This window comes from Oscillibacter sp. PEA192 (assembly GCF_003574015.1).
GTDB classification, from domain to species: domain Bacteria; phylum Bacillota; class Clostridia; order Oscillospirales; family Oscillospiraceae; genus Oscillibacter; species Oscillibacter welbionis.
Genome location: NZ_AP018532.1, coordinates 3032556 through 3053217 on the forward strand (window position 1 = coordinate 3032556; position 20662 = coordinate 3053217).

The following is a 20662-nucleotide window of genomic DNA, read 5'->3' on the forward strand; positions in this document are numbered from 1 at the left end:
CTTTATTACAGTCGTATAATTTACACCTCCGGCGGCAGCCGAAAAGCGTGTACAGAGAGAATGCCCTATTTATCTATCAAATGACAGCGGACCGTATGCCCTGGCTCCACCTCCCGCATCACCGGGTCTTCTTTTGTGCACCGCTCGCATTTGTAGGGGCAGCGGGTGTGAAAACTGCAGCCCGTCGGCACATTGACCGGGGACGGAATTTCCCCCACGCACTCCACTGCCTTTGGTTTGATGGTCTCGTCCTCCTCCGAAACTACCGGGATCGAGGACAGCAGCATCTGTGTATAGGGGTGCAGCGGATTTCGATAGAATGTCTCGGTGGGGGCGATTTCGCAAATCTTGCCCAGATACATGATCGCCACCCGGTTGGAGACGTTCCGCATTACGCCCATGTCGTGGGTGATGAACATATAGGTGAGGTTCTGCTCCTTCTTCAGCTTGATGAGCATGTTGATGATCTTGGCCTGGATGGAGACATCCAGAGAAGAGGTTGGCTCATCCAGAATGATGAACTTGGGATTGCAGCACAGTGCCCGGGCTATGGAGACCAGCTGCTTCTCACCGCCACCGATGGAGTTAGGCGACTTGTACATGAAGTCGGCGGGAAGTTCTACCATCTCCAGAATCTCAAGGATCTTATCGTCAATCTCGTTCTTGGGAACTACCTTATGTACCTTCAGCGGCAGACTCAGAATGCTGCGCACATCCTGATAGGGGTTTAGGGAAGAGCCGGGATCCTGAAAGACGATCTGCGCCTCGCGGCGGAATTTCATGCTCCTCTTCCGCTTGGTCTCCTTTGTGAAAACCTCGCCCTCAAAGTCGATCTCGCCGCCCGTCATCCCGTACATGCCCATAACGGTATAGGCAATCGTGCTCTTTCCGGAGCCGGACTCACCCACAAGGCCCATGACATCCCCATGGTTGATGGTCAGGTCCACGCCATCCACTGCCCGCACAAACCGGTCTTTTCCCACAGGAAAGTACTGCTTCAGGTTCTTTAATGTCAATAACTCATTCGACATGGCCGTCTCCCCTCTCCTTGGCAGGTCCCTTGTCCTCATAGAGGAAGCAGGACACCGCATGATTTTCTGCAGCCATGTATGTGCCCGGTTTTTCCTGCTTGCAGCGTTCTGTGCAATGAGGGCAGCGGTTGAAGAACCGGCACCCCTTTGGTGGATTTACATAACTTGGAATGTAGCCGTAAATGCCGGCTGAAATTCCGCCGCCGGTAAGCCGCGGCACACATGCCAGCAAGCCTTGGGTATACGGATGCAGCGGATTTTTGAAAAGCTCAGCGGTATCGCAGTTCTCCACGATGTTTCCCGCGTACATGACGTAAATACGGTCCACCAGCTCTCGGACCACGCCCAGCGAGTGGGTGATCATGATCAAAGAGCGCTTTTCCTCCTCCACCAGCCTGCGCAGAAGCTTGTGGATCTGCCCCTGAACCGTGACGTCCAGCGCGGTACCGGGCTCATCCGCGATCAGCAGCTGACGGGGCGTCAGAAGCGATGTGGCAATGCAGATTCTCTGCCGCATACCGCCTGATAACTGGTGCGGGTACGAGTTCAGAATGCGGTCCGGGTCCGGAATCATCACGCTGTCAATCGCCTTCCGGGCCGCGTCCAGCATTCCCTTTTTGTCATGCTTATCAAACTGCCCGGAGTATTTCAGCACATCCATCATCTGCTGGCCGATCGTGAATACAGGGTTCAATGCCGCCATGGGCGACTGGGAGATCATGGAGATCTTGCGGCGCCGTAGATCCAAAAGCGCCTTCGCATCCATGGCCAGGATATCCTCACCGCCAAACAGGAGCTTAGACCCCTCTCCCACCTTGATACCCCGTTCGTCCAGTGTCCGCATGACCATTTTCATCGTTGTGGTCTTTCCGCAGCCGGACTCGCCCACAAGGCCGATTTTTTCGCCCTTACCCACGTACAGATTGATGTGATCCACCACTTCGGCAAAGCCCCGATATGTCTTGTACCATACAGAGAGATCCTGAATATCCAGCAATTTTTCATCCATCACTGTTTCCCCCTGTCCAGCATATCCCGAATTCCGTCGCCCAAGAAGTTAAAGCCAAGGATGACAAACACAATGGCAAGGGCGGGGAATGCCGTCATCCACCAATAGTCCGGCATGTAAGTCGACCCTTCGGAGATCATCGTGCCGAAGGACGGCGTGGGGGGCTGTTCGCCCAGGCCGATAAAACTCAGGGATGCGCCCAGCAGAATAACCCAGCCAACGTCCAGCGCCATCTTTGTCAAAACCGGGGACAAGCAGTTGGGCAGCAGTTCCTTGAAGAGAATATGCGCCCTGCTCGCGCCGACAAGTTCGGCATTCTTGATAAAGTACTCCTTGCTATATCCGGTCGCCATACTATAGACCAGTCTTGTATACCATGGCCACCAGGAAAGGGTCACCGCAATCATGGTATTCGTCATGTTCGGCTCCATGAGGGAGGCTATGGTCATGGCCAGCACCAGTGACGGCAACGCCAGGAAAATATCCGTCATGCGCATGATGACGGTGTCCACCCAGGTGTGGTGATAATATCCCGCCAGAAGACCCAGAAACGTCCCCACGGGAACAGAGATCGCCAGTACCACCACTGCCATTTTCAGGGCGCCGCGGAATCCGAAAATCACGCGGGAGAGGATGTCCCGCCCCGTCACATCCGTCCCGAACCAAAACGTGGCGTTAGGTGCCACGCCGGCATTGGCCAGATCCACATAGGCGCCGGCATGTTCCGGAAACGGCGCCACATACGGGGCAAAAATTGCGAAAATCAGGGAGATCACCACAATGGCCAATCCCACCATGGACAATTTGTTGCTGCGGAAGTTATACCAGTAAATACAGAAATTCTCCCGGGTGGATGGCTTCAGAAAGCCTTTTTTCTTTTTGGCTGCATCCATCTTTATGACCATTCCTTTCCGCTGCGCTCCAAGGCACCAAAGGGAATGAAACCGAAGTACCTCTGACGCAACTTATCTAAATTTGTTAGACTGTACTTGAGGAAGCAGGCACACTACAGAGCACGTGGAGGTGAGTAGGCCCAGCCCTTGCTGGACTGAATCTTTATGTGTGCCGGACGCTCTTTCAAGCACCAATGAGTAGGGCTTTGCACCCTGTAACCTTATCTTTGGAGAGACGGACTACTTCAATCTTTCAGTGGGCGTCCAGTCCCTGCCTGTTCCCTCAAATACACTGTTTCGAGGGGATGTGTTATGCTCAAAATCGTTTATCGTGTCTGCTGCGGGATGGACGTCCACAAGTCCTTTGTCGTTGCCTGTATTGCTTCTACCACTGAGTATGGAGTAACAACCTACAAGAGCAAGCGTTTTTCCACCTTCACTGGGGACCTACGCCGTTGTGCAGCCTGGTTGGCTGAGAATAGCTGCAAAGATGTGTGCATGGAATCCACGGGAAAGTATTGGATTCCCATCTACAACATTCTGGAGCCAACCTGTAATATCGTTCTTGCTCATCCGAAATACGTGAAAGCGATTCGGGGCAAGAAGACCGACAAGCGAGACGCCAAGTGGATCGCAGACATCTTCAAGCACGACCTTGTCGCCGGAAGCTTTATCCCACCGGCAGATATTCGCCAGCTTCGGGATTTGGTTCGTTATCGTTGGAAACTTACCAACTTCACTACCGGCGAGAAAAACCGGGCACAGAACTGCCTAACCGTTTCCAATATCAAGTTGGATGATGTGTTCTCAGATGTGTTCGGCAAAACCGCCTCTGCAATTACGACCAGGATTTTAGAAAATCCAGCTGAGAAAATTACGGATGTTTCCGGTTTCCGCACCAAAGGCATGAAAGCGACCAATGAACAGGTGCTCGCCGCTGTGGACGGAGAGATGTGTGAAGAACAGGCTGAAAAGCTCCGCATCATCCGTTCCCACATGGATAGTCTCCAACTGTGCAAACTTGATTTGGAATCACTGATTCTGGCAACTGCTGAGAAATATCTTCCTCAACTGGGCCTTGTTATGACGGTGCCGGGTATCCAATCCTTTACCGCAATCGGCATCATTTCCGAAATCGGAGTGGATATGTCCGTGTTCCCCACCTCGAAGCATCTTTGCTCCTGGGCTGGGCTTACGCCGCAGAACAACGAAAGTGCCGGGAAGAAGAAAACCACCAGAATCAGCCGGGCCGGAGCCTACATCAAACCGCTGCTTGTTCAGTGCGCCCTCAATGCGGTTCGTGCCAAGAAATTCCCAGAAGTCCGCAATCGCTACCTTGCTCTCAAGAAACGCCGTGGACACAAGAAAGCAATCATCGCCATTGCCAGAATGCTCCTTACAGCTATTTACAACATTCTCAAGAAAAATGAGTCTTACAATCCTGAACTTTACCGGCAGACAGACCGACCTCCAGCGCACCGTGAGGTTTCCGTGGCGGAAGCCATCTTCATTCTCCAGCGGCAAGGTTATCTGGTAGCTGCTCCACCTACGCCATAGACTTTAAGCATACCTTCGTTTTTCGCCCACTTTTAGTGGGCTTGGTTTTGTGCGCCCTTTTCGCAATGGTGCTTTGACTACAATGTTTCAACCTTACACCTCCCAGTCGGATCCTCGGGTCCACCATAGCATTGATCACGTCCACGATCAGATTGACCACCAAGAACGTCGCTCCGATTACAAGCACCACTGCACAGACAGAGTTCAAGTCCTTGGTAATCATCGCGTTTGCCCCGTATTTGGAAAATCCCGGCCAGTTGAATACCTGTTCCACCATGAATGCGTTGCCCACCATAGATGCAATGTCCATGCCCATAACTGTGATCACTGACGTGCTGGAGGGCTTGAACAGATATCGATTCATCAGGACTTTTTCCGGCAGGCCATAACTGCGGGAAACGCACATGTACTCCTTTCCCATATTGTCCGTCAGCGCGGAACGCATCAGCCGTGCATCCTGGAACATACCGCCCAGAGAAAGGGCAAACGCGGGCAACAGCAAATGGAGGAACGCGTCCCACGCCGTGGAAAATTGTCCCTGCACCAGGGCATCCAGCACATAGAAGCCCGTGATGGTGTCCGGCGGTGCCACCCCGGTACTCAATCGCCCAAGCGTTGGGATTACCTGCCATAGATTTCCGAATATGACCAGCAGCACAATTGCCACCACGAAGGACGGCACCGCGATTCCGATATAGGAGAACACACGGATGATACTGTCCAGAATGCCATCTCGGTGCCGGGCCGCCGCCCGTCCCAAAATCAGGGAACCGCCCACCATGAACAGGGCGGACCAGAAAATCAGTTCAAAGGTCGCCGGAAGCAGCTGCTTCATGTCCTCTGTAACAGAGCGGCGGGTGGACAGGGAAATACCGAAATCGCCATGAAGCACATCCCGAAACCACAGGATATACTGCACCGGCAGTGGCTTATCTAAATACATCTGTTTTGACAGGTTATCGACTGCCTCCTGGGTCGCGTGCTGCCCCAAAGCCAACCGTGCCGGATCTCCCGGAATAATGCGGGAAAGACAGAAAATGACAATTGAAACTCCTATCAGAACAAATACTCCCTGCAAGAGTCTTTTCAGTATATAGCGAAGCACTTTTCCAACCCCTTTCCTATTGCAGAGCCATTTGGATCACGTCAGTTCCCAATCGACTTTTCGTGTCTTTTCTTCCACCGGCCAATAGGCGTATTTGCTCTGGGAAACGCCCATCAACGCACAAGAAAGTGCGTCGTAAAGAGCCGCTCTGAATGGCTCAATGACCGGAATATCGATCCCGTGTTCCTGCAGTTTTCTCTTCACGCCATCCACCGCCGTGCTCATGCAGGTACAGCCAAAAATCACCGCCCGGGCGCCATCCTGCCGTACCGCTTGGTTGGCAGCCGCCGCAGCCTTGTCCACGAGAGCCTCCTCACTGTTGTGAAGTTCCACCACTGGCATGTGAATGACCGGAATGGATGCCAACTGCCGTTCAAAGCAATAACACCGGATATTTTCACGAATACAGCGGTCGGCATTATCCAGAATCCCGATCACAGAAAAGCGCCCGGCCATTCTGGCGGCCAGTGAACAGCTGGACTGGCATGCCCCCATCACCGGAATTCGGACCAATTCCCGGCATTCAGAGAGTGCGGGATCCAGAAAGCAATCCAGGACAATGGCGTCGAAGCCATCTTTTTCCCCCTGCTGCACCAGCTTTAATATGTAAGGCGCAGCCAGAGCCGAATCGTAAAAGCATTCAATAGACTCACTTCCACCCTCAACGATCCTGCTCTCAAGCTCCACCAGTCCCCCGGTTTCCTCCTTCAGCGCGGCGGCCAGCGCCTGACGGTCCTTTACAGAGACTGCGATCCCCTCTGTATAAATGTCCGGAACAATGTTGAGGATTCTGATCTTTCTCATAGATACCTCCTTTTCGCATCATCTAATTTTGGTCTACTGCCGTGTTATTTATGTTGAAAATTATACGATTGGATTTTGTGTAGAAATATACATTTTTCTTGGGCATTATTTTCATCATAACACACAGCCCTTATGCAAATCTCACATATATCTAGATGTCCAGAACAGCAGAAGGGATCAGGGAATCTCTGTTGTAAGCATCTATGGTCTTTCCTTGACATCTTCCTTAAGAAGCTGAGGGTAGATTTTTAACAGTAATTTGCCCAACTTTAAGTGGAGCGTCTGGAGCCCCTGCTGTATCTCATCGGCCAGACGATAGGGACAGGCGGTAGAACACCGCTATGAAGCCGCCGGAACAACTGCGTTGGCGTCTATTGCAAAGGCCCATTCCCATTGTGGAAATTCCCTGGCATTCCTCGCTGATGGAGAGACGGTCGTGCAACTCACTGAACACGGTTCTGGCGGGAGAAATCAGGAGCTGGCATTGGCCGCTGCAGAAGGAATTGCAGGACTGGACAATGTCTTAATTTTTTCCGTTGCTTCTGATGGAACCGATGGGTCCACTGATGCGGTCGGCGGAATTGTAGATAGGTTCACGTGGAGCCGACTGGAAAAGGCTGGCCTCTCCATTCACCAGATACTAGCTAATAACAGCGCCTATCATGCTTTGAAACAAGTAGATGGGTTGATTCGAACGGGTCCCATAGGGACCAATGTAAATGATGTTTTGGTGCTCCTGATTCAACAAGCTGAAAGGACATGAACAAGCGACTCTGTTGTGATTACGTATCGTGGGCAGCAAGTATCGGTGCCGAAGGCTTTCTGGAGCGGGATCGGAAGCGGGAACAGGCGTGGTAAAAACAGGAGGAAAGGCATAGCATATCCTCTCGAAATAAAACCTGAGGAGAACAAGCAGGGACTGAACGCCCGCTGAAAGATTGAAGCAGTCCGTCTCTCCAAAGATAAGGTTACAGGGTGTTAAGCCCTAATTATTGGTGCTTGAAAGAGCGTCCAGCACATACCTATTTAGTCCAACACGAGGTTGAGCCTACTCACCTCCACGTGCTCTGTAGTACACCTGCTTCCTCAAGCCTATTTTAACAAATTTCAACTTGCTGTATGAGAGGCACCTATGTTTCATCCATTTTGGTGCCTTGGAGCGTAGCGGAAAGGAATGGTCACACCTATGGAATTTAAAGAAGATATTCAAAAGAGACGCACAACATTTCAGTTTACTGGTACACCGGTAACAGCGGAACAGATTAAGTGGATTATTCGGGCCGGAATCACGGCTCCCTCTTTTGACCACAAACGCAAGTGGAATCTTATTGCGGTCACGTCGGAGATGGCAAAGCGAAAAGTCACCGACTACATTGACCCTCTGCCCTGTAAGGACACTCCTCCTGAAAATCCAGTGCAGGAGATGATTCAGATCGCTTTCCCCAAGCAAAAAAGTATGTGCGGAAGCTGGATGTGTCCTTCTGCCGCTGTATAAGCGGGAAGCACAGATCATGATGGAGGTCGGGCCCAGAAAACTGATGGACTTTGTCGAGATCTGGTGCGTCATCGAAAACGTCTTCCTAGCTACCACAGACGAGAGCCTTGGCCGCTCCATGCGAATTCCCACAGAGGAACAGCCGAGGAAGATTTTGGAAGTGCTGGGCTGTCCATCAGGATACCAGCTTCCTTGCATCATCGGAATCGGCCATATTGCAGAAGGGGCTGAATATCGGAGCAGGTTTATCCGGATTTGACGGAGTGTGTTCATTGGAAAATTGGTGAAAATACCTCAGCGGAATTTTTATATGTTGCTTTTGTGTCCGGACTGGTAGTCTATCCATTTGTCCTACACAGTGCTTAGATAATTTACTGCTACCTATCTTATTTCCTATAAATCGCCGGGGCACCAAGATTCTCCTTCCTGGTGCCTTGGCGATTTCTCCATATAAAAGCCTGTGAAAACTGAGCTGGATTCCCGCCAGCAACGTGATGAAGGCATCGCCTTGACATATGCCCGGCGGGAGGAAATAATCGACACTTGTGAAATCTCCAACAGCACCAACGCAGAAACTGCGCCGCATCAGCAATGAAAAGGCCAGCTGGATTAGGAGTTGGATCAATCAATCCGGCCGTTTCTTTTCCTCGGTTTCATATTCATTCTCTCAGATTCTTGCGTTGTCCGTCATCGCTTCATTTTCTTTTGCCCACTTGCTGGATTACGCATATCGCTGTCAGAGGAAGTATCTGATTGGCAAAAGCACTGAATCAAGATGCTTGAATCTGTGTAATTCTCTGAATTTTCTTCTTGTCTCCGCTCAACTCCCTGTTTTGTTGCTTGTACATGATGAGAGGTTGTGTATTTCTCAAATGCGGGGGAGGCATCGTGAAAGAATCGGACTGCAAACGCTATGAGGATCTGCCGCTGTTTCTGAACACGGCAACAGTGGCAAAACTTCTTGGTGTGTCACAATCCAGCTGCTACGAGCTCATGCACGAGCCGGGCTTCCCGGTACTAAAGATCGGCAGCAGGATGGTCGTACCCAAGGAGCAGTTCACCCGCTGGGGGATGAGCATACGGGAGGTGGAAAATCAGGTACGGAAGTGGAACCTACTTCTCTCTGCCCGACGAGATCTTCCTGCTGGGTCTGAATGCCGGTGAACTGGCAGTGTATAGTTACCTCAAACGGTGCGAGGACCGTAAGACGCATCAGTGCTGGCCCAACGATTGGGAGATCTGTGGGTATGAGTGAAAACACAGTGCGCAAGTACATCCGCCAACTGGAGGAACAGGAGCTCCTCTTCACAGAACCGACAGAGATTATGACCAGGGCCGGTCAGAAGCGCAATAGGAATCTGCACCACACCCTCCGTCCCACCCAGGAGGTGGTAAATGCGTACTATGACCGTCAGTTGGCGCGGCTGGAAATCACAGTAATGCGTCAGAAGGCAGCAGCGGCCCAGGCCGGCATGTGACCGCCTGGGCCGCTGTGTGCGGAGGTGACAGCGTGGGCAGGGTACAGGCATTCCGTGTGGGGACTGTGTGCCGCAGCTCCCGTTATTGATTAACGCCTAAATGGGCAGGTGGACCGAGGGGGGGAATCGTGCAGGATAAAGGCCGGGGTCGCCGGTAGCACCTCCGGCCGGTCACAACTGCCCGCAGTGCGGGCAGTTGCGAGGGTTTTGCGGTGTATCAAAAGTGGGATCAAAATCCGACCTGTGCTGTCACCTCTGCGGTCACGAACCCGGAACACCTACTGTCACAACAAAAAAACAGAGGTCAAGCCCCAGAAAGGAGCAGTTTATGGGCAGAAAAGAGAAATTCGCCTTCTACCTCTCTCCGGAGAAGAAGGCCATCTTAGAGCGGCGGTACCGGGAGGATTGAAGCCGCAGTCTCACCGCCTTCATCGAACGAGCCGTCGACTTCTATCTGGACTGCTTCAGCGCCAACAACGCAGGACTCTTTCTCCCGGCCTCCATCAAATCCTATGTGGACGGCCGACTGGGACAGTTGGAGAATCGGATGTCCTCTCTGCTGTACAAGCAGGCAGTGGAGCAGGATATGGTAGCCGGCATTCTGGCGGATGCCTATCAATTCAACGAAGATGATCTCCAGCCACGCCGCACGGAGAGTATCAACAAGGCACCTGAGTAAAAGTGAGTTTGAAACGGTGCTGTCTGCCTCAGATTGTGTCAGGCATCCCGTGGAGGATGCTGTACTTCAGAACTTCCAACCGGGATGTCTACGAAAAACTGTTGATGGTCTTGGAATTGGGGTAAATGTCAAATATAAGGGGCAATAAAGGAGTGTGGGCGTGGCTAAAGCCACACCCACACTCCTTTATATCCTCCTGTATTTGACATTTACCATTTTGTGTGTGGGACTCTCTCTTATGCCAGTTTCTTCACTCTATTTTCTTAAAACAACAGGGTTATAACTTTATAGAGAATGAACAGGAACATGATCACAAAGCCACCGCAACGGCTCACTACACGTCTCCAAGACCGCTGTTCCTGACAGCGGTCCGCATGGATAAGTGCCGCCAGAAAAACTCCGCTGCAGGCCAGCAACACCGCCCATAGAAATGTTGCATTGGGCAGAGCAGTTTCCCATGCCAGCAACAGGACGCAGGGAACAAGAATCAAAATTGAGGCGGCGAATTCTGCCAGCTTTCTAGCGACATAAGCATTCACCTTTTTCCCTCCTTCAGCATTTTCTTGGAAAAGAGATTTCCTGTTGCTTATGAATGCTGTGCGGCAGTCTTCCGCAACAGTTGCCGCCCAGCATCCGTCAGTCCGGCTTTCAATCGTCCTTGGCCGAAGACTCTCACCAGTCCCAGATCGGAGAGATGTTCAGAAATGGCACTCAGTTCCATCATGTAGATGGAATGCTTTCCAGAGATCTCGCTCATCGTGGCATCGTCCTTTTCGATCCAATGCATGAACTGGATTGCCTGACTGTCCACTCCATATACGGCAATGGTCTTCAACTCTGTTTCACTCATATTGGCACAGGCCGCGGCATCGCCTTTTTCCGTCAGGGAAAAATATAGCTGGGCAATCAGCCGCTGTCCCTTTCGCTTGACATAGCCGCTCTTCTCCAGAGAATCCAGCGCATTGTGGATATGGCCAGCCTGTAGCTGATGCTCATTGCAGAAGCGCGTCATACTGGTGATAATAGCGCCGGCATTTGAATATCCACGCTTGATGGTTTTCAGAATCTCCATCTGGGCTTCATTGGGTCCCGTCTTTTCATCCACAGGAACAACGGTATCCTTCTTGGTCAGAAAGCTTACAATCACCAGCGTGAGGAAAGAGGCCGGGAAAATCAGCCAGAGGCTGTTCATCTGCTGGGAGTTGGTGGTTAGGATATCCCAGTACAGTACAATGGCCATAGACACGGCAACAGAGGCAATCGCTCCCTTCTGGTTGCCTACCCGCAATAGCCAGGAGTCCAGATAGTAGACAAACAATGGGGCACCCACTCCTGTGCCGAAAGCGAAGAGATAGCTCAGCCCGCCGCTCCAGAAGATGGCGAAGAATACCGAGGCCATTCCATAGATGATGGTGCCCCACTTCGCCCACTGCAGGAGCTTTTTGGTATCACGAATTTTCAGGAAATACTGCGCCACATCACGGACTAGCTGATTCACGCCAGATACCAGGTAGATGTCGCAGGTGGACATGGTGGCCGCCATCAGGCCGGCCATAATACAGGCCGCCAAAGGAATCGGCAAAATATTCATCAAGGCTCCGAACGCCTGACTGGAATCCGTCAGTCCCGGCAGAAGCTGCCGGGCATAGCAGCCGATAAAAGCTCCGACAACACCGGTAAAGTAGGCGATGATCACAGTCCACATCCAGCCGCGCTTGCAGTTCTTTAGACTGCGAGTACCCGCCGCCCGGGCCCAATACGGAGACTGGTTCAGCAGAGACTGGTGCATCATCAGGAAGGTGATGACAGACGGTGCCACAAATTTGATGACAGGGAGCGTACCGAAAGGAAGGGAGAGGAAAGCATCTGGTAGCGCCACTGCATCAGGCAACCCGTACTTCGCGATCAAAAAGGTCGGCAGGATGATGAACTGGATAATGAATACCCAGGAGAACTGAATCACATCTGTGGCGGTAGCCGCCCAGATGCCGCCGAATACCACGTAGGCCGTGACCACCACACCTACCAACAGCATCGCGATTTTGGGGTCAATGCCCAGCGCACCGCCGATGGTCTCGCCGCATCCCACATACTGCCAGCCCAGAATGGCTAGGGAGGCAAAAAGGATTACAATGGTGATGGCCATGCGGCCGCCCTTTCCGTAGCGGTATTCAAACCACTCGGTGGGCGTCAGGGCGCCGGATGTCCGCCAGAAGCCGGCCCAGCACAGCCAAGCCACCAGAGCTCCTGTGCCCCAGCCCAAGTAGAACCACATGCCGCCCATACCGAACATATAGCCGTACATGATAATGGAGGGCAGATAACCGCCAGAGATCAGAATGGAACCGTTGCCGATGGCTGTCATGAAGGCCGTAAACTCCCGGCCGCCAACCATGAATTCCGTCTCATCCTTGGTGGTCTTTTTTCCGATGATCCAGCTCAGTAGCATCATTGCGCATACGTAGACCACAGTAATTAGGATCATCCACATTTGTGAAGTCATACAGATACCTCCTTACGTATGAACATTTCACCAGCATTGGCATTATCCAAAGTATTTCTTGTTGACGCACCACATGTCGTGTCCAGTGAGGAACCACTTAGGCTCTTCCCGCTCCGCCAGCATCATAATCTTGTTGAAGCTGTCATAGCAGGCATAGTGGTCATAGATAACGCTGTTGAGGATAAAGGGTCCCCAGTTCTCAGGTGCAGGTGTGATATCCACAATTTCGCCGCCAATGACCTCCATCTTATCCATCTGCGGGAAGAGAGACTGGGCAATATGGGGCATATCGCCGGTAATCACATACTTGCCCTCTGCAGTCTGGACCTGAATGGCCATACCGCCTAGGGAGTGACCGGGAACCTTGAACAGGCGGATTCCGTTTCCCATGTCAAAATCGCCATCAATCATGCGTACATTCTTGATCTGTGCAAGGTCGCCTGGCGTGCGCGGGTCATAATCTCTTCGAATCTTCTGTGTGGGCAGGGGGTGAAGCATATTGTAATACTCATCCCTCTGAAACAGGTGCTGTGAATTGGGAAACAGCAGCATGCCGCCTGCATGATCGTTGTGGAGGTGGGTATACATGACAATCTCAATATCGTCGGGTGTCAGACCTTCTCCTTTCAGCGCATCCAAAACAAATTGATTGCCGCCCTCCGCCGGACTGTCCGCCCAAGCTTTGCCATCGACAATGTTGTCCTGATGAACACCAGTATCCACAAGAATATTTCTACCATCCTTTTGCAGGAGATACCCACTATAGACAAAGGGATATCTCGTTTGGTCAAGCCCACCATCAAATAAGGACTTATAGCAGGACAGCGTACCATAGTGCAGGCAGGTGATTTTCCAGTTGTTGTTCGCCATATTTTCCATCCTTTCTACTCCAAATGTGAGCCGGTGTTTCATTCACTCCGGCATATGCCATTGCCGGACGCCCTCAAAATAGGGAGCCTGCTTCCGGTATCGGAAGTCATCCTCGTCCTTTTCAGACCAATCATAGAGTCCTTGGCCCGCCTTTTGCCCCGTGCGCCCGGAGGCAATCCCCACCAGAGTGGTCTTTTGGATACTTTTTGTGTCGCAGAGATCTGGATACACATTCAGTGCAATGGCCCTTTCCAACTCAAAGCCAACCGCATCGTAATATTCCAAAAGCCCTATAGAAGCGTACCGCATTCCAACTGCATACTTAATTGCCCGATCAATGTCCGCCGCAGTGGTGATCCCCTGCTCAATCAAATAAATCGACTCGCGGAACAATGCCTGGGCAAAACGATTTACTAAAAATCCTGGGACACTGCGATTCAGCATGACCACTTGTCGATTCAGGTCCTTCAGCAGCGTACAGACCTGATTCAGAGTTTCCTCTGATGTCTCTGTATGCCGGACAACTTCCACCAGGGGAAGCATGTGGACGGGTTGGAATGGATGCGCAATCAGGAATCTTGCGGGATTTTCAATTTTTTCTGCCAGGATTGCAGCATCAATGGAAGATGTTGTGGATACCACAATGATATCTCTGCCGCAGACCTCGGTAATGATGCTATACACACGCTGCTTAATGTTCACATCTTCTGAAACCGCTTCAAAAACAATGTCACAGTCTCTAAGGGCTGAGACATCATTGGTGATCGTCACCAGGTCCATCGCAGCACGCCGATTGGCCGCAGTCGCCAATTTCTGGGCTATAAGGTCATTCCAGTTTTGCAGCATGGTGTTTCTGCAGCGGGATAGTCCCTCCTCTGAATGTCCAATTACAACGGTGGAATATCCATTGCCAGATGTCAGCGTCGCTTGGCACGCGCCGATCGTTCCTGCCCCATAAATTGCAATTTTTTTCCCCATAGAACGCCTCCTCTCGTTTTGAAACAGCATTGTCAGGGCCTTGACGCCTTACTACCTAAGCAAAAACTATGCCAAGAATGGAAAATACAAAAATTCTCCATTCTTGGCATAGTGTGTTGTAAAACTGTACAACTCCCCTGTTTGCTGAGTCTTTAAAGAAGTTGATACTTATGAAGTTTTTTATACAGGATTGTGCGGGAAATTCCCAAATTTTGTGCTACCAAGGTCTTATTACCGTGAAACTCCTGTAAAACTTGCATCAGGATATCCTTTTCCAGCTCATCCGTCCGTTGGCGCAGCAAGCGCGGCGGCGCGGCAGAGTTTAATGTTTTTGTTTCATATGCGTGATGTTTAAAATAGTCCGAAAAATACTTCCACTCCAGCGTCTCAAACCAGGCAAGATTCATGGCCCGTTCTAAAACATTCTGCAGTTCACGGACATTTCCCGGCCAGTCATATTCCATCAGACGCTGAACGGCTTCCTGAGAGATTCCCGGGATTTGGAGGTTCAGCCGGAAATTCAACTGCTTCATCAGCCAATCGATCAGCAAAGGAATATCCTCGCTTCGCTCTCTCAATGGCGGAACATGAATGCATACCACATTCAGTCGGAAATAGAGATCACTGCGAAATTTTTCTTCCATCACAAGCTTTTCAAGAGGCGTGTTTGTCGATGAAATAATCCGCGTGTCAATGGGGATTGTGGCAGAAGATCCCACACGCTCAATCTCCCGCTCCTGCAATACCCGGAGGAGTTTCGGCTGCAGGGCAAGCGGCATCTGATTAATCTCGTCCAAAAAGAGGCTGCCGCCATTTGCCATCTCAAATTTTCCAATCCTGCCTCCCCTGCTGGCCCCCGTAAAGGCTCCCTCCACATAACCAAAGAATTCTGATTCCAGAAGTTCAGCGGGGATCGCTGCACAGTTCACTTTGATCAGGCGATTCTTACATCTGGGACTGAGTTCATGAATGGCATGCGCTACCAGCTCCTTGCCGCTGCCAGTTTCTCCATCAATCAAAACCGTGGAAGAGGACCGCGCTGCACAGACAATTTCGTGCTTCATTTTCAGAATCTCCGGGCTGTTTCCGACAATCCGATCCAAGGGATCTACGGTATTTTGCTGAAAGGACTGAAGCAGTTGCATCTGGCGATTCAGTTCTTCCAGCAGTGAAACGACATGAGAGGGAACCGCCATGGAAACATCCTCATTCTTTCGAATCATATAGACGAGACAACCCTCCAACTTGTTTTCGTGAAACAGCGGTGTGTAGGAGCAATAGACCGGTACCTCCTCCCCAGTTTGACTGTTCAGGAGAATCGCATCCCCAGACACAAATTTTTGAGTCTTTAATACCTCATCCACGCGGGAAAGCCGAACAACATCCCGGACATATCGGCCCTTTACCTGCTCAAATGTATACCCGGTAAGTGATGACCATCGCTGGTTGACATAGGCATACCGTCCCTCTGCATCCGCGACAATGAGTCCCTCCAGTTCATCGGCAATTCTTTGCATCAATGCTTTTGTTGAAATTTCATGTAGACTCTGGACCATCAAGGGAATTTCTCCTCCTTTCGATTTCCGTTATTTTAACGAAAATTCACACAGCTCCCCGGTTCTGTTTTGGAAGAATTATTGTAAGCCAATTTTAACACAAGTTGTAAACACTGTAAATAAATACTTACAATTATGTAAAATTGTTACAGTACCTAAAAAATTCTCCCAAAAATAAAAAGCTGGAAAGTAAAAATTGCTGCACTGGTACTGCTTACGCTGTGGCAACATGGCTATCTATCATATAATCTCTCTGGCTTTTCAAAATACTTAGCCATCCGTTTCTGCCGTATTCTCAGGAACGGCCTGCCGCTAATCAGATAACCATAGGGTGTTCCTATATTCATTTCTAAAATTCTTCCCCCTTCTCTCCACCGTTTTCATTGATTCTTTGCTAAGTATAACATCGGCACAGTCGGAGGTTTCCTTTTACAGTCATAGTCACCGGCTAAGCCGATGGCTTGAGTAGGCCCTATGAAGGCCTATTACCGGCAAGCGTCTCAAGGCGCACTGAAATTTATTTTGCTTGCATCACTTGCCTTACAGCCTGTAAACGGGTAATCATCGTTCTAATAGTAGCTTTCTATTATTGGAAGTCTCATGCCAGCGGCTCACTTCGCTCGATGCTTGAAGCTAAAGCTCCTCTCTCGATTGACAACTTTGATGCCTGCGACTACATCTTCCTGAATCACGCGCACCCGGACCACTACCTGAACATCAAGGAGTTTGTGGACAAATTCCACCCCCCGATCTCTGTGGACAGCCTGTATGCGGCGGAACTCTCCCGCACCATAGGCATTGAGCTGGCATACATTTTCCCGGTGGACCGGACACAACTACCGCTTCCCGGACTTCCGCCTAGATGTCTACTACGGGAGCCACAACGCGCTGACAGGGATCGGCTTCGACAACTATACCTTCACGGAAAAGCTGTTTGGCATCAAGGGCACGGAGGCGCTGGATCAATACGGCAGCCTGTTCAACACGAATTTCATGTTGACCCTGCCCAATGGCTACAAGGTCGGCTCTGTCGCCGGAATCGACAATCTGAACCAAGCGGAGGCGTGGCGGAACAATCAGCCAAATCTCCTGCTGCACCAGCGTATGGTGTACACAAAGCCGGAGGACTATGCCCAAGAAGTGATCGATCTGGGCGGGCAGATGGGGATTGTGGAGGCGTGAGGTGCCTCTGCAAGAAGGCGGGAGCGATGCTCCCGCCTTTTCAAAACTGTCTGTCCTTATTTCTGCCACTTATCAGATTTTGATATGCGATACAAAGAAAAAGCATTGGTTGCAAGCCCACTTGCGATACGCTGATCAAGCAGAATGACGGCACCTTCTTCGACTGGCCGGTATTCTGCCTTTAGCTCCGTGAACTAAACGTACTGAAAGTTACGGTGTAGGCTATCAAGAATATTTTGTCTAAATTTTGATTTCAAGATTGTTAGAAATGCAGAAAACGAATAAGCTCCTACAGGATTTTCGGAGGCCCGGCAGTTACCTTGCCGGGTCTCGCTGTATCCTCGGAAGTAAGGAGCGATAAGTGGGAGTGAGATCATTGGGACCCTCGGAACAGAGACAAGCGATATGGGGCTACTTATGCGGCGCACGGTTTGGTACAACGAAACAACTGGCAAATCGATTTGGAGTTTGTGAGCGGACGATTCGAAGCGCCCTGGTCATGTTATCCTGTACATATCCCATCGAGACTTCCTTTGGTCTCTATGGAGGAATTCGCGTCTCAGATTGGCACCACCCAGCTCAAACGCAACTGTCGGCAGCTCAAATATCGCCTTTGCTAAGAGTCCGAATGGATCTGGATGGTGAGGATTTGAAAGTGATGAACTCTATCCTCATCCAATTTGCTTTTCCTGGAAGTTACTAAAATGAGTCCTGCTTCCCGCGAAAAAGCACTACAGCTAGAATGAAAATTTCAAAAAGAGCCGGGACAAATATACCAGAAGTGAAGGATGCCAGAGAGACCCACTCCGTGGATGAGTTCCTGCGTTTGATCCATCCAAATGTTGTCTGTGAGGCTTCGAAAAGGGATGCTGATTGAAAAAATTTCGAGACCCGGCAAAAAGGCTGCCGGGTCAGCTGATAGACTGAAAGCACAAACATTGGATCGAGATCTACTGGCAGGAGGTGCGTATGAAAGAGTCCCATTACAAAAGCTATGATGATCTGCCTCTGTTTCTCAATGCAAAAACAGTGGCAAAGGTTCTGGGCGTGTCACCATCTAGCGGTTACGAGTTGCTGCACGACCCGGGCTTCCCGGTGATGCGCGTCGGGAACCGGATGGTGGTGCCCAAGGAGCAGTTCATACAGTGGGTGAGCGATCACACAGGAGGTGGAACATGAAGTATAGAAATTACCGAGACGTTTTCTTTCTGCCCAACGAGTTGTTTCAGCTGGGACTGGACTATGGAGAACTGGCGGTCTGCAGTTTCCTGAAACGGTGCAAAAATCGAAAGACACATCAGTGCTGGCACAGCATCAAAACGATTGGCCATGCGGTAGGCATGAGTGAGAACACGGTGCGCAAGTGCATCCGCCGACTGGAGGAGCGGTAGCTTATCTCCACCGAGCCTACCGAGGTCACCACCAAAGCCAGTGGTCGGCACAGCGGAAATTTTCTGTTCACCCTCCGGCCAATTCAGGATGTGATCGCCGAATCCTACGCCTGACAGCTGGAGAGGGTAGAATTGGCTGCAGAGCGGCAACGGGTCGCCAAGTCCTTCCAGGAGCTGGAGACTCCAGCGTGACCGCCTGTGAGCCGCTGTGTGCCCCGTTTGCGTGAGCTCTTGCCCCTCCCAGTGGCTTCGGACGGATTTGGCCCGTTTTGGGGGTTTTACGAGGGACGAAAAAAGGAACAGGATAAACGTCGGGGTCACCGATGGTGCCTCCAGCCAGTCACATCTGCCCGCAGTGCGGGCAGTTACAGGAATTTTCCGGATGACCGAAAGTGGGGTCAAAACAGCCAGCGGGAATCACGTTTGCGGTCACTATCCCAGAACACCTACTGTCACAACAAAAAACAGGGAGCACGCCCTGGAAAAGAGCCGCTTTTGAGCAGAAAAGAGAAGTTTTCCCTGTACCTGACGCTGGAGAAAAAAGCAATTCCGGAACGCCGGTATCAGGAGGACGGGGGCCGCAGCCTCACCGCCTTCATCGAGAATGCCGTAGATTTCTATCTTGACTATCTCAGCGCCAATAATGCTGGTCTATTCCTCCCCGCCTCCGTCAAGTCCTGCCTGGATGGACGCTGGGACAGCTGGAAGATCGCCTGTCTTCCCTGCCTTCAAACAGGCAGTGGAGCAGGACATGGTGGCTGGCATCCTCGCTGACATCTACCAGTTCAGCGAGGAGGATCTCCGCCGTTGCCGTGCGCAGAGCGTCATCAATGTGAAGAAGGCCAATGGCCGCGTCTCGTTGGAACAGCGGGCGCGGGAGTTCTGGGAGTAGGACGATGAGTGGCAGGATTGATCGTGAAAAGCCCCTACCTGAAGTGTGGCGAGGATCATTCCGTCAGTGGATACCTCCACTACATCGGGACCAGGGAGCGGGTGGAGCTGCTCCCAGATGACCGTCCGCCAACCAGAAAGCAGGAGCAGTTCATCACGAAACTGGTGAAATATTTTCCGAATGTCAAAGAGCTGAATGAATTCTCCGGCTACGAAACCAAGCCTACCAAGGCCAATGCCTCCTCGCTCATCACTAGGGCGCTGGAGGAAAACTGGTCAGCACTACAGAAAACAGAGGGCTACATGAAGTACATCGCCACTCGTCCCAGGGCGGAGCGGCTGGGGGGCATGGTCTGTTTAGTGATGAGGACGGCGTGGACTTGGCAAAGGCCATGGAAGAACTGGACCACTACACTGGAAAGGTATGGACGCACATCCTCTCCCTGAAACGGAAGGATGCAACACGGCTGGACTGCGACAATGCTAAAGTGTGGATGAATCTGCTCCGGACAAACCACAACGACATCGCCGCCATGAACATTCCGCCGAATCACTTCCGATGGTACGCCGCTTTCCATGATGAGGTGAAGCACCCCCACGTACACATGATGGCGTGGTCGGCGGTACCCGGTGAGGCCTATCTCACCAGAGAGGGCATCCGCAAGATCAAGTCCACGCTCACCAACCAGATCTTCCGTCAGGAGATGCTCCACACCTACGAGCAGAAATCTCAGTCGCAGGATGAAGTGGTGCGGGAAGCTCGGCAGACCATCCGAAAACTCCCCCAGGAGATGGCTCGGACTATCTGTACTCGCCCTGAGATCGAGCAGAAGATGGCGCAGTTGGCTGAACAACTGGAAACGGTTAAGGGAAAGAAGTCCTACGGCTATCTCTCCAAGCCGGTGAAGAAAACCGTGGATGAGGTGGTGGACAAGCTGGAGGAACTGCAGGTAGTTCGTGCGTGCTATGACCAGTGGTGCAGGCTCCAGGGTGAGGTGGAAAGCTGCTACCACGACAAGCCCAGAGAGAAGAAAAGCTGTCCCAGGAGAAGGAGTTCTGGCAGATCAAGAACGCCGTCATTCAGGAGGCGGAACGCATTCGGCTGGAGGAGATCACCTTCGAGAATGATGACTTGGCTGAGTGCGATGAGTCGGAACAGGTGCAGAGCGAGTCCTCTGCCTGCTGGGAACTACGGCAAATCATCCGGGACGCGCCCTTTCCTCTGAAAGATCAGAACGAT

Annotated in this window: 23 protein-coding genes and 1 pseudogene; 14 read left to right on the plus strand and 10 right to left on the minus strand. The window is 51.4% G+C overall.

The window, feature by feature from the left end:
• Window positions 1-65: 65 nt before the first annotated feature.
• The 3 genes from DN611_RS15015 to DN611_RS15025 are packed head-to-tail and all read right to left on the minus strand — an operon-like array spanning window position 66 to window position 2933.
• Entirely contained in the window at window positions 66-1031 is a 966-nt protein-coding gene (locus DN611_RS15015; RefSeq protein WP_025544122.1) for an ABC transporter ATP-binding protein, read from the minus strand.
• Window positions 1021-2040 carry an ABC transporter ATP-binding protein gene (locus DN611_RS15020; RefSeq protein WP_025544123.1) on the minus strand — a complete coding sequence of 340 codons (1020 nt, stop codon included), beginning with the start codon at window positions 2038-2040 and terminating at the stop codon, window positions 1021-1023. Before DN611_RS15020 ends, DN611_RS15015 begins: the two co-directional genes overlap by 11 nt.
• Window positions 2040-2933 carry an ABC transporter permease gene (locus DN611_RS15025; protein WP_025544125.1) on the minus strand — a complete coding sequence of 298 codons (894 nt, stop codon included), beginning with the start codon at window positions 2931-2933 and terminating at the stop codon, window positions 2040-2042. Before DN611_RS15025 ends, DN611_RS15020 begins: the two co-directional genes overlap by 1 nt.
• Window positions 2934-3245: 312 nt before the next feature.
• Here DN611_RS15025 and DN611_RS15030 point away from each other — a divergent pair, with 312 nt between their 5' ends.
• Window positions 3246-4490, plus strand: a complete 1245-nt coding sequence (locus DN611_RS15030; protein WP_119310534.1) for an IS110 family transposase — start codon at window positions 3246-3248, stop codon at window positions 4488-4490.
• On the opposite strand, the gene DN611_RS15035 is transcribed toward DN611_RS15030, so the two are convergent.
• Window positions 4480-5595 (minus strand): ABC transporter permease, encoded by a 1116-nt coding sequence (locus DN611_RS15035; RefSeq protein WP_119311760.1) that lies wholly within the window; start codon window positions 5593-5595, stop codon window positions 4480-4482. The two genes, DN611_RS15030 and DN611_RS15035, sit on opposite strands and share 11 nt — an antisense overlap.
• 36 nt (window positions 5596-5631) lie before the next feature.
• Window positions 5632-6399 carry an aspartate/glutamate racemase family protein gene (locus DN611_RS15040; RefSeq protein ID WP_119311761.1) on the minus strand — a complete coding sequence of 256 codons (768 nt, stop codon included), beginning with the start codon at window positions 6397-6399 and terminating at the stop codon, window positions 5632-5634.
• Window positions 6400-6763: 364 nt separating this feature from the next.
• Here DN611_RS15040 and DN611_RS15045 point away from each other — a divergent pair, with 364 nt between their 5' ends.
• From DN611_RS15045 to DN611_RS17165, 6 genes and pseudogenes are all read left to right on the plus strand, one after another.
• Complete coding sequence (locus tag DN611_RS15045; protein WP_081692089.1) at window positions 6764-7162, plus strand: MOFRL family protein; 399 nt, start codon at window positions 6764-6766, stop codon at window positions 7160-7162.
• Window positions 7163-7585: 423 nt separating this feature from the next.
• On the plus strand, window positions 7586-7894 hold the full coding sequence (locus DN611_RS15050; RefSeq protein WP_025544130.1) for a nitroreductase family protein: 309 nt from the start codon (window positions 7586-7588) through the stop codon (window positions 7892-7894).
• A 16-nt stretch (window positions 7895-7910) separates the two neighbouring features.
• Window positions 7911-8153, plus strand: a complete 243-nt coding sequence (locus DN611_RS15055; protein ID WP_025544131.1) for a hypothetical protein — start codon at window positions 7911-7913, stop codon at window positions 8151-8153.
• 629 nt (window positions 8154-8782) lie between these two features.
• Window positions 8783-9048: pseudogene (locus tag DN611_RS15060) on the plus strand (helix-turn-helix transcriptional regulator).
• 93 nt (window positions 9049-9141) lie between these two features.
• On the plus strand, window positions 9142-9372 hold the full coding sequence (locus DN611_RS17160) for a hypothetical protein (RefSeq protein WP_051365553.1): 231 nt from the start codon (window positions 9142-9144) through the stop codon (window positions 9370-9372).
• 547 nt (window positions 9373-9919) lie between these two features.
• Complete coding sequence (locus tag DN611_RS17165) at window positions 9920-10051, plus strand: hypothetical protein (RefSeq protein WP_267288487.1); 132 nt, start codon at window positions 9920-9922, stop codon at window positions 10049-10051.
• A 263-nt stretch (window positions 10052-10314) separates the two neighbouring features.
• Here the strand turns inward: DN611_RS17165 and DN611_RS15075 are convergent, their stop codons facing one another.
• The 5 genes from DN611_RS15075 to DN611_RS15095 form a co-directional block, all read right to left on the minus strand.
• Window positions 10315-10590: a hypothetical protein gene (locus DN611_RS15075; RefSeq protein WP_119311762.1), complete on the minus strand. Its 276-nt coding sequence runs from the start codon at window positions 10588-10590 to the stop codon at window positions 10315-10317.
• 47 nt (window positions 10591-10637) lie between these two features.
• Window positions 10638-12554 carry a sodium:solute symporter family transporter gene (locus tag DN611_RS15080; protein WP_119311763.1) on the minus strand — a complete coding sequence of 639 codons (1917 nt, stop codon included), beginning with the start codon at window positions 12552-12554 and terminating at the stop codon, window positions 10638-10640.
• Window positions 12555-12596: 42 nt separating this feature from the next.
• Entirely contained in the window at window positions 12597-13424 is an 828-nt protein-coding gene (locus DN611_RS15085) for an N-acyl homoserine lactonase family protein (RefSeq protein ID WP_158629756.1), read from the minus strand.
• A gap of 42 nt (window positions 13425-13466) precedes the next feature.
• Window positions 13467-14402, minus strand: coding sequence for a 3-hydroxyacyl-CoA dehydrogenase family protein (locus tag DN611_RS15090; RefSeq protein ID WP_158629757.1), 936 nt, complete (start codon window positions 14400-14402; stop codon window positions 13467-13469).
• Window positions 14403-14554: 152 nt separating this feature from the next.
• Complete coding sequence (locus DN611_RS15095; RefSeq protein ID WP_051365554.1) at window positions 14555-15958, minus strand: sigma-54 interaction domain-containing protein; 1404 nt, start codon at window positions 15956-15958, stop codon at window positions 14555-14557.
• Between the two features lie 798 nt (window positions 15959-16756).
• Between DN611_RS15095 and DN611_RS15100 the strand changes: the two genes are divergently transcribed.
• From DN611_RS15100 to mobP3, 7 genes are all read left to right on the plus strand, one after another.
• The gene (locus tag DN611_RS15100; protein WP_025544138.1) at window positions 16757-17140 is read left to right on the plus strand and encodes a hypothetical protein; all 384 of its coding nucleotides are present in this window, start codon (window positions 16757-16759) and stop codon (window positions 17138-17140) included.
• Between the two features lie 969 nt (window positions 17141-18109).
• The gene (locus DN611_RS15110) at window positions 18110-18319 is read left to right on the plus strand and encodes a helix-turn-helix transcriptional regulator (RefSeq protein ID WP_025544139.1); all 210 of its coding nucleotides are present in this window, start codon (window positions 18110-18112) and stop codon (window positions 18317-18319) included.
• Window positions 18316-18531, plus strand: coding sequence for a helix-turn-helix domain-containing protein (locus tag DN611_RS15115; protein WP_249390871.1), 216 nt, complete (start codon window positions 18316-18318; stop codon window positions 18529-18531). The genes DN611_RS15110 and DN611_RS15115 overlap by 4 nt, the downstream gene beginning before the upstream one ends.
• Window positions 18532-19026: 495 nt before the next feature.
• Window positions 19027-19305, plus strand: a complete 279-nt coding sequence (locus DN611_RS15120) for a hypothetical protein (RefSeq protein ID WP_249390872.1) — start codon at window positions 19027-19029, stop codon at window positions 19303-19305.
• A complete protein-coding gene (locus DN611_RS17170; RefSeq protein WP_249390873.1) occupies window positions 19283-19423 on the plus strand; it encodes a hypothetical protein in 141 nt (46 codons plus the stop codon). The genes DN611_RS15120 and DN611_RS17170 overlap by 23 nt, the downstream gene beginning before the upstream one ends.
• 8 nt (window positions 19424-19431) lie before the next feature.
• On the plus strand, window positions 19432-19869 hold the full coding sequence (gene mobL / locus DN611_RS17175) for a relaxase MobL (RefSeq protein WP_256264910.1): 438 nt from the start codon (window positions 19432-19434) through the stop codon (window positions 19867-19869).
• On the plus strand, window positions 19797-20648 hold the full coding sequence (mobP3, locus tag DN611_RS17180) for a MobP3 family relaxase (protein ID WP_249390875.1): 852 nt from the start codon (window positions 19797-19799) through the stop codon (window positions 20646-20648). Before mobL ends, mobP3 begins: the two co-directional genes overlap by 73 nt.
• Window positions 20649-20662: the final 14 nt, after the last annotated feature.

Excerpts from the sequence above, each read along its gene's own strand:
- DN611_RS15030 (WP_119310534.1), top strand. The coding sequence starts at position 3,246 with ATGCTCAAAATCGTTTATCGTGTCTGCTGCGGGATGGACGTCCACAAG.
- DN611_RS15050 (WP_025544130.1), top strand. The coding sequence starts at position 7,586 with ATGGAATTTAAAGAAGATATTCAAAAGAGACGCACAACATTTCAGTTT.
- DN611_RS15025 (WP_025544125.1), bottom strand. The coding sequence starts at position 2,933 with ATGGATGCAGCCAAAAAGAAAAAAGGCTTTCTGAAGCCATCCACCCGG.
- DN611_RS15055 (WP_025544131.1), top strand. The coding sequence starts at position 7,911 with ATGATGGAGGTCGGGCCCAGAAAACTGATGGACTTTGTCGAGATCTGG.
- DN611_RS15015 (WP_025544122.1), bottom strand. The coding sequence starts at position 1,031 with ATGTCGAATGAGTTATTGACATTAAAGAACCTGAAGCAGTACTTTCCT.
- DN611_RS15085 (WP_158629756.1), bottom strand. The coding sequence starts at position 13,424 with ATGGCGAACAACAACTGGAAAATCACCTGCCTGCACTATGGTACGCTG.
- DN611_RS15020 (WP_025544123.1), bottom strand. The coding sequence starts at position 2,040 with ATGGATGAAAAATTGCTGGATATTCAGGATCTCTCTGTATGGTACAAG.
- DN611_RS15090 (WP_158629757.1), bottom strand. The coding sequence starts at position 14,402 with ATGGGGAAAAAAATTGCAATTTATGGGGCAGGAACGATCGGCGCGTGC.
- DN611_RS17165 (WP_267288487.1), top strand. The coding sequence starts at position 9,920 with ATGTCCTCTCTGCTGTACAAGCAGGCAGTGGAGCAGGATATGGTAGCC.
- DN611_RS15040 (WP_119311761.1), bottom strand. The coding sequence starts at position 6,399 with ATGAGAAAGATCAGAATCCTCAACATTGTTCCGGACATTTATACAGAG.
- DN611_RS15110 (WP_025544139.1), top strand. The coding sequence starts at position 18,110 with ATGAAAGAGTCCCATTACAAAAGCTATGATGATCTGCCTCTGTTTCTC.
- DN611_RS15115 (WP_249390871.1), top strand. The coding sequence starts at position 18,316 with ATGAAGTATAGAAATTACCGAGACGTTTTCTTTCTGCCCAACGAGTTG.
- DN611_RS15080 (WP_119311763.1), bottom strand. The coding sequence starts at position 12,554 with ATGACTTCACAAATGTGGATGATCCTAATTACTGTGGTCTACGTATGC.
- DN611_RS17160 (WP_051365553.1), top strand. The coding sequence starts at position 9,142 with ATGAGTGAAAACACAGTGCGCAAGTACATCCGCCAACTGGAGGAACAG.
- DN611_RS17170 (WP_249390873.1), top strand. The coding sequence starts at position 19,283 with ATGGTGGCTGGCATCCTCGCTGACATCTACCAGTTCAGCGAGGAGGAT.
- DN611_RS15095 (WP_051365554.1), bottom strand. The coding sequence starts at position 15,958 with ATGGTCCAGAGTCTACATGAAATTTCAACAAAAGCATTGATGCAAAGA.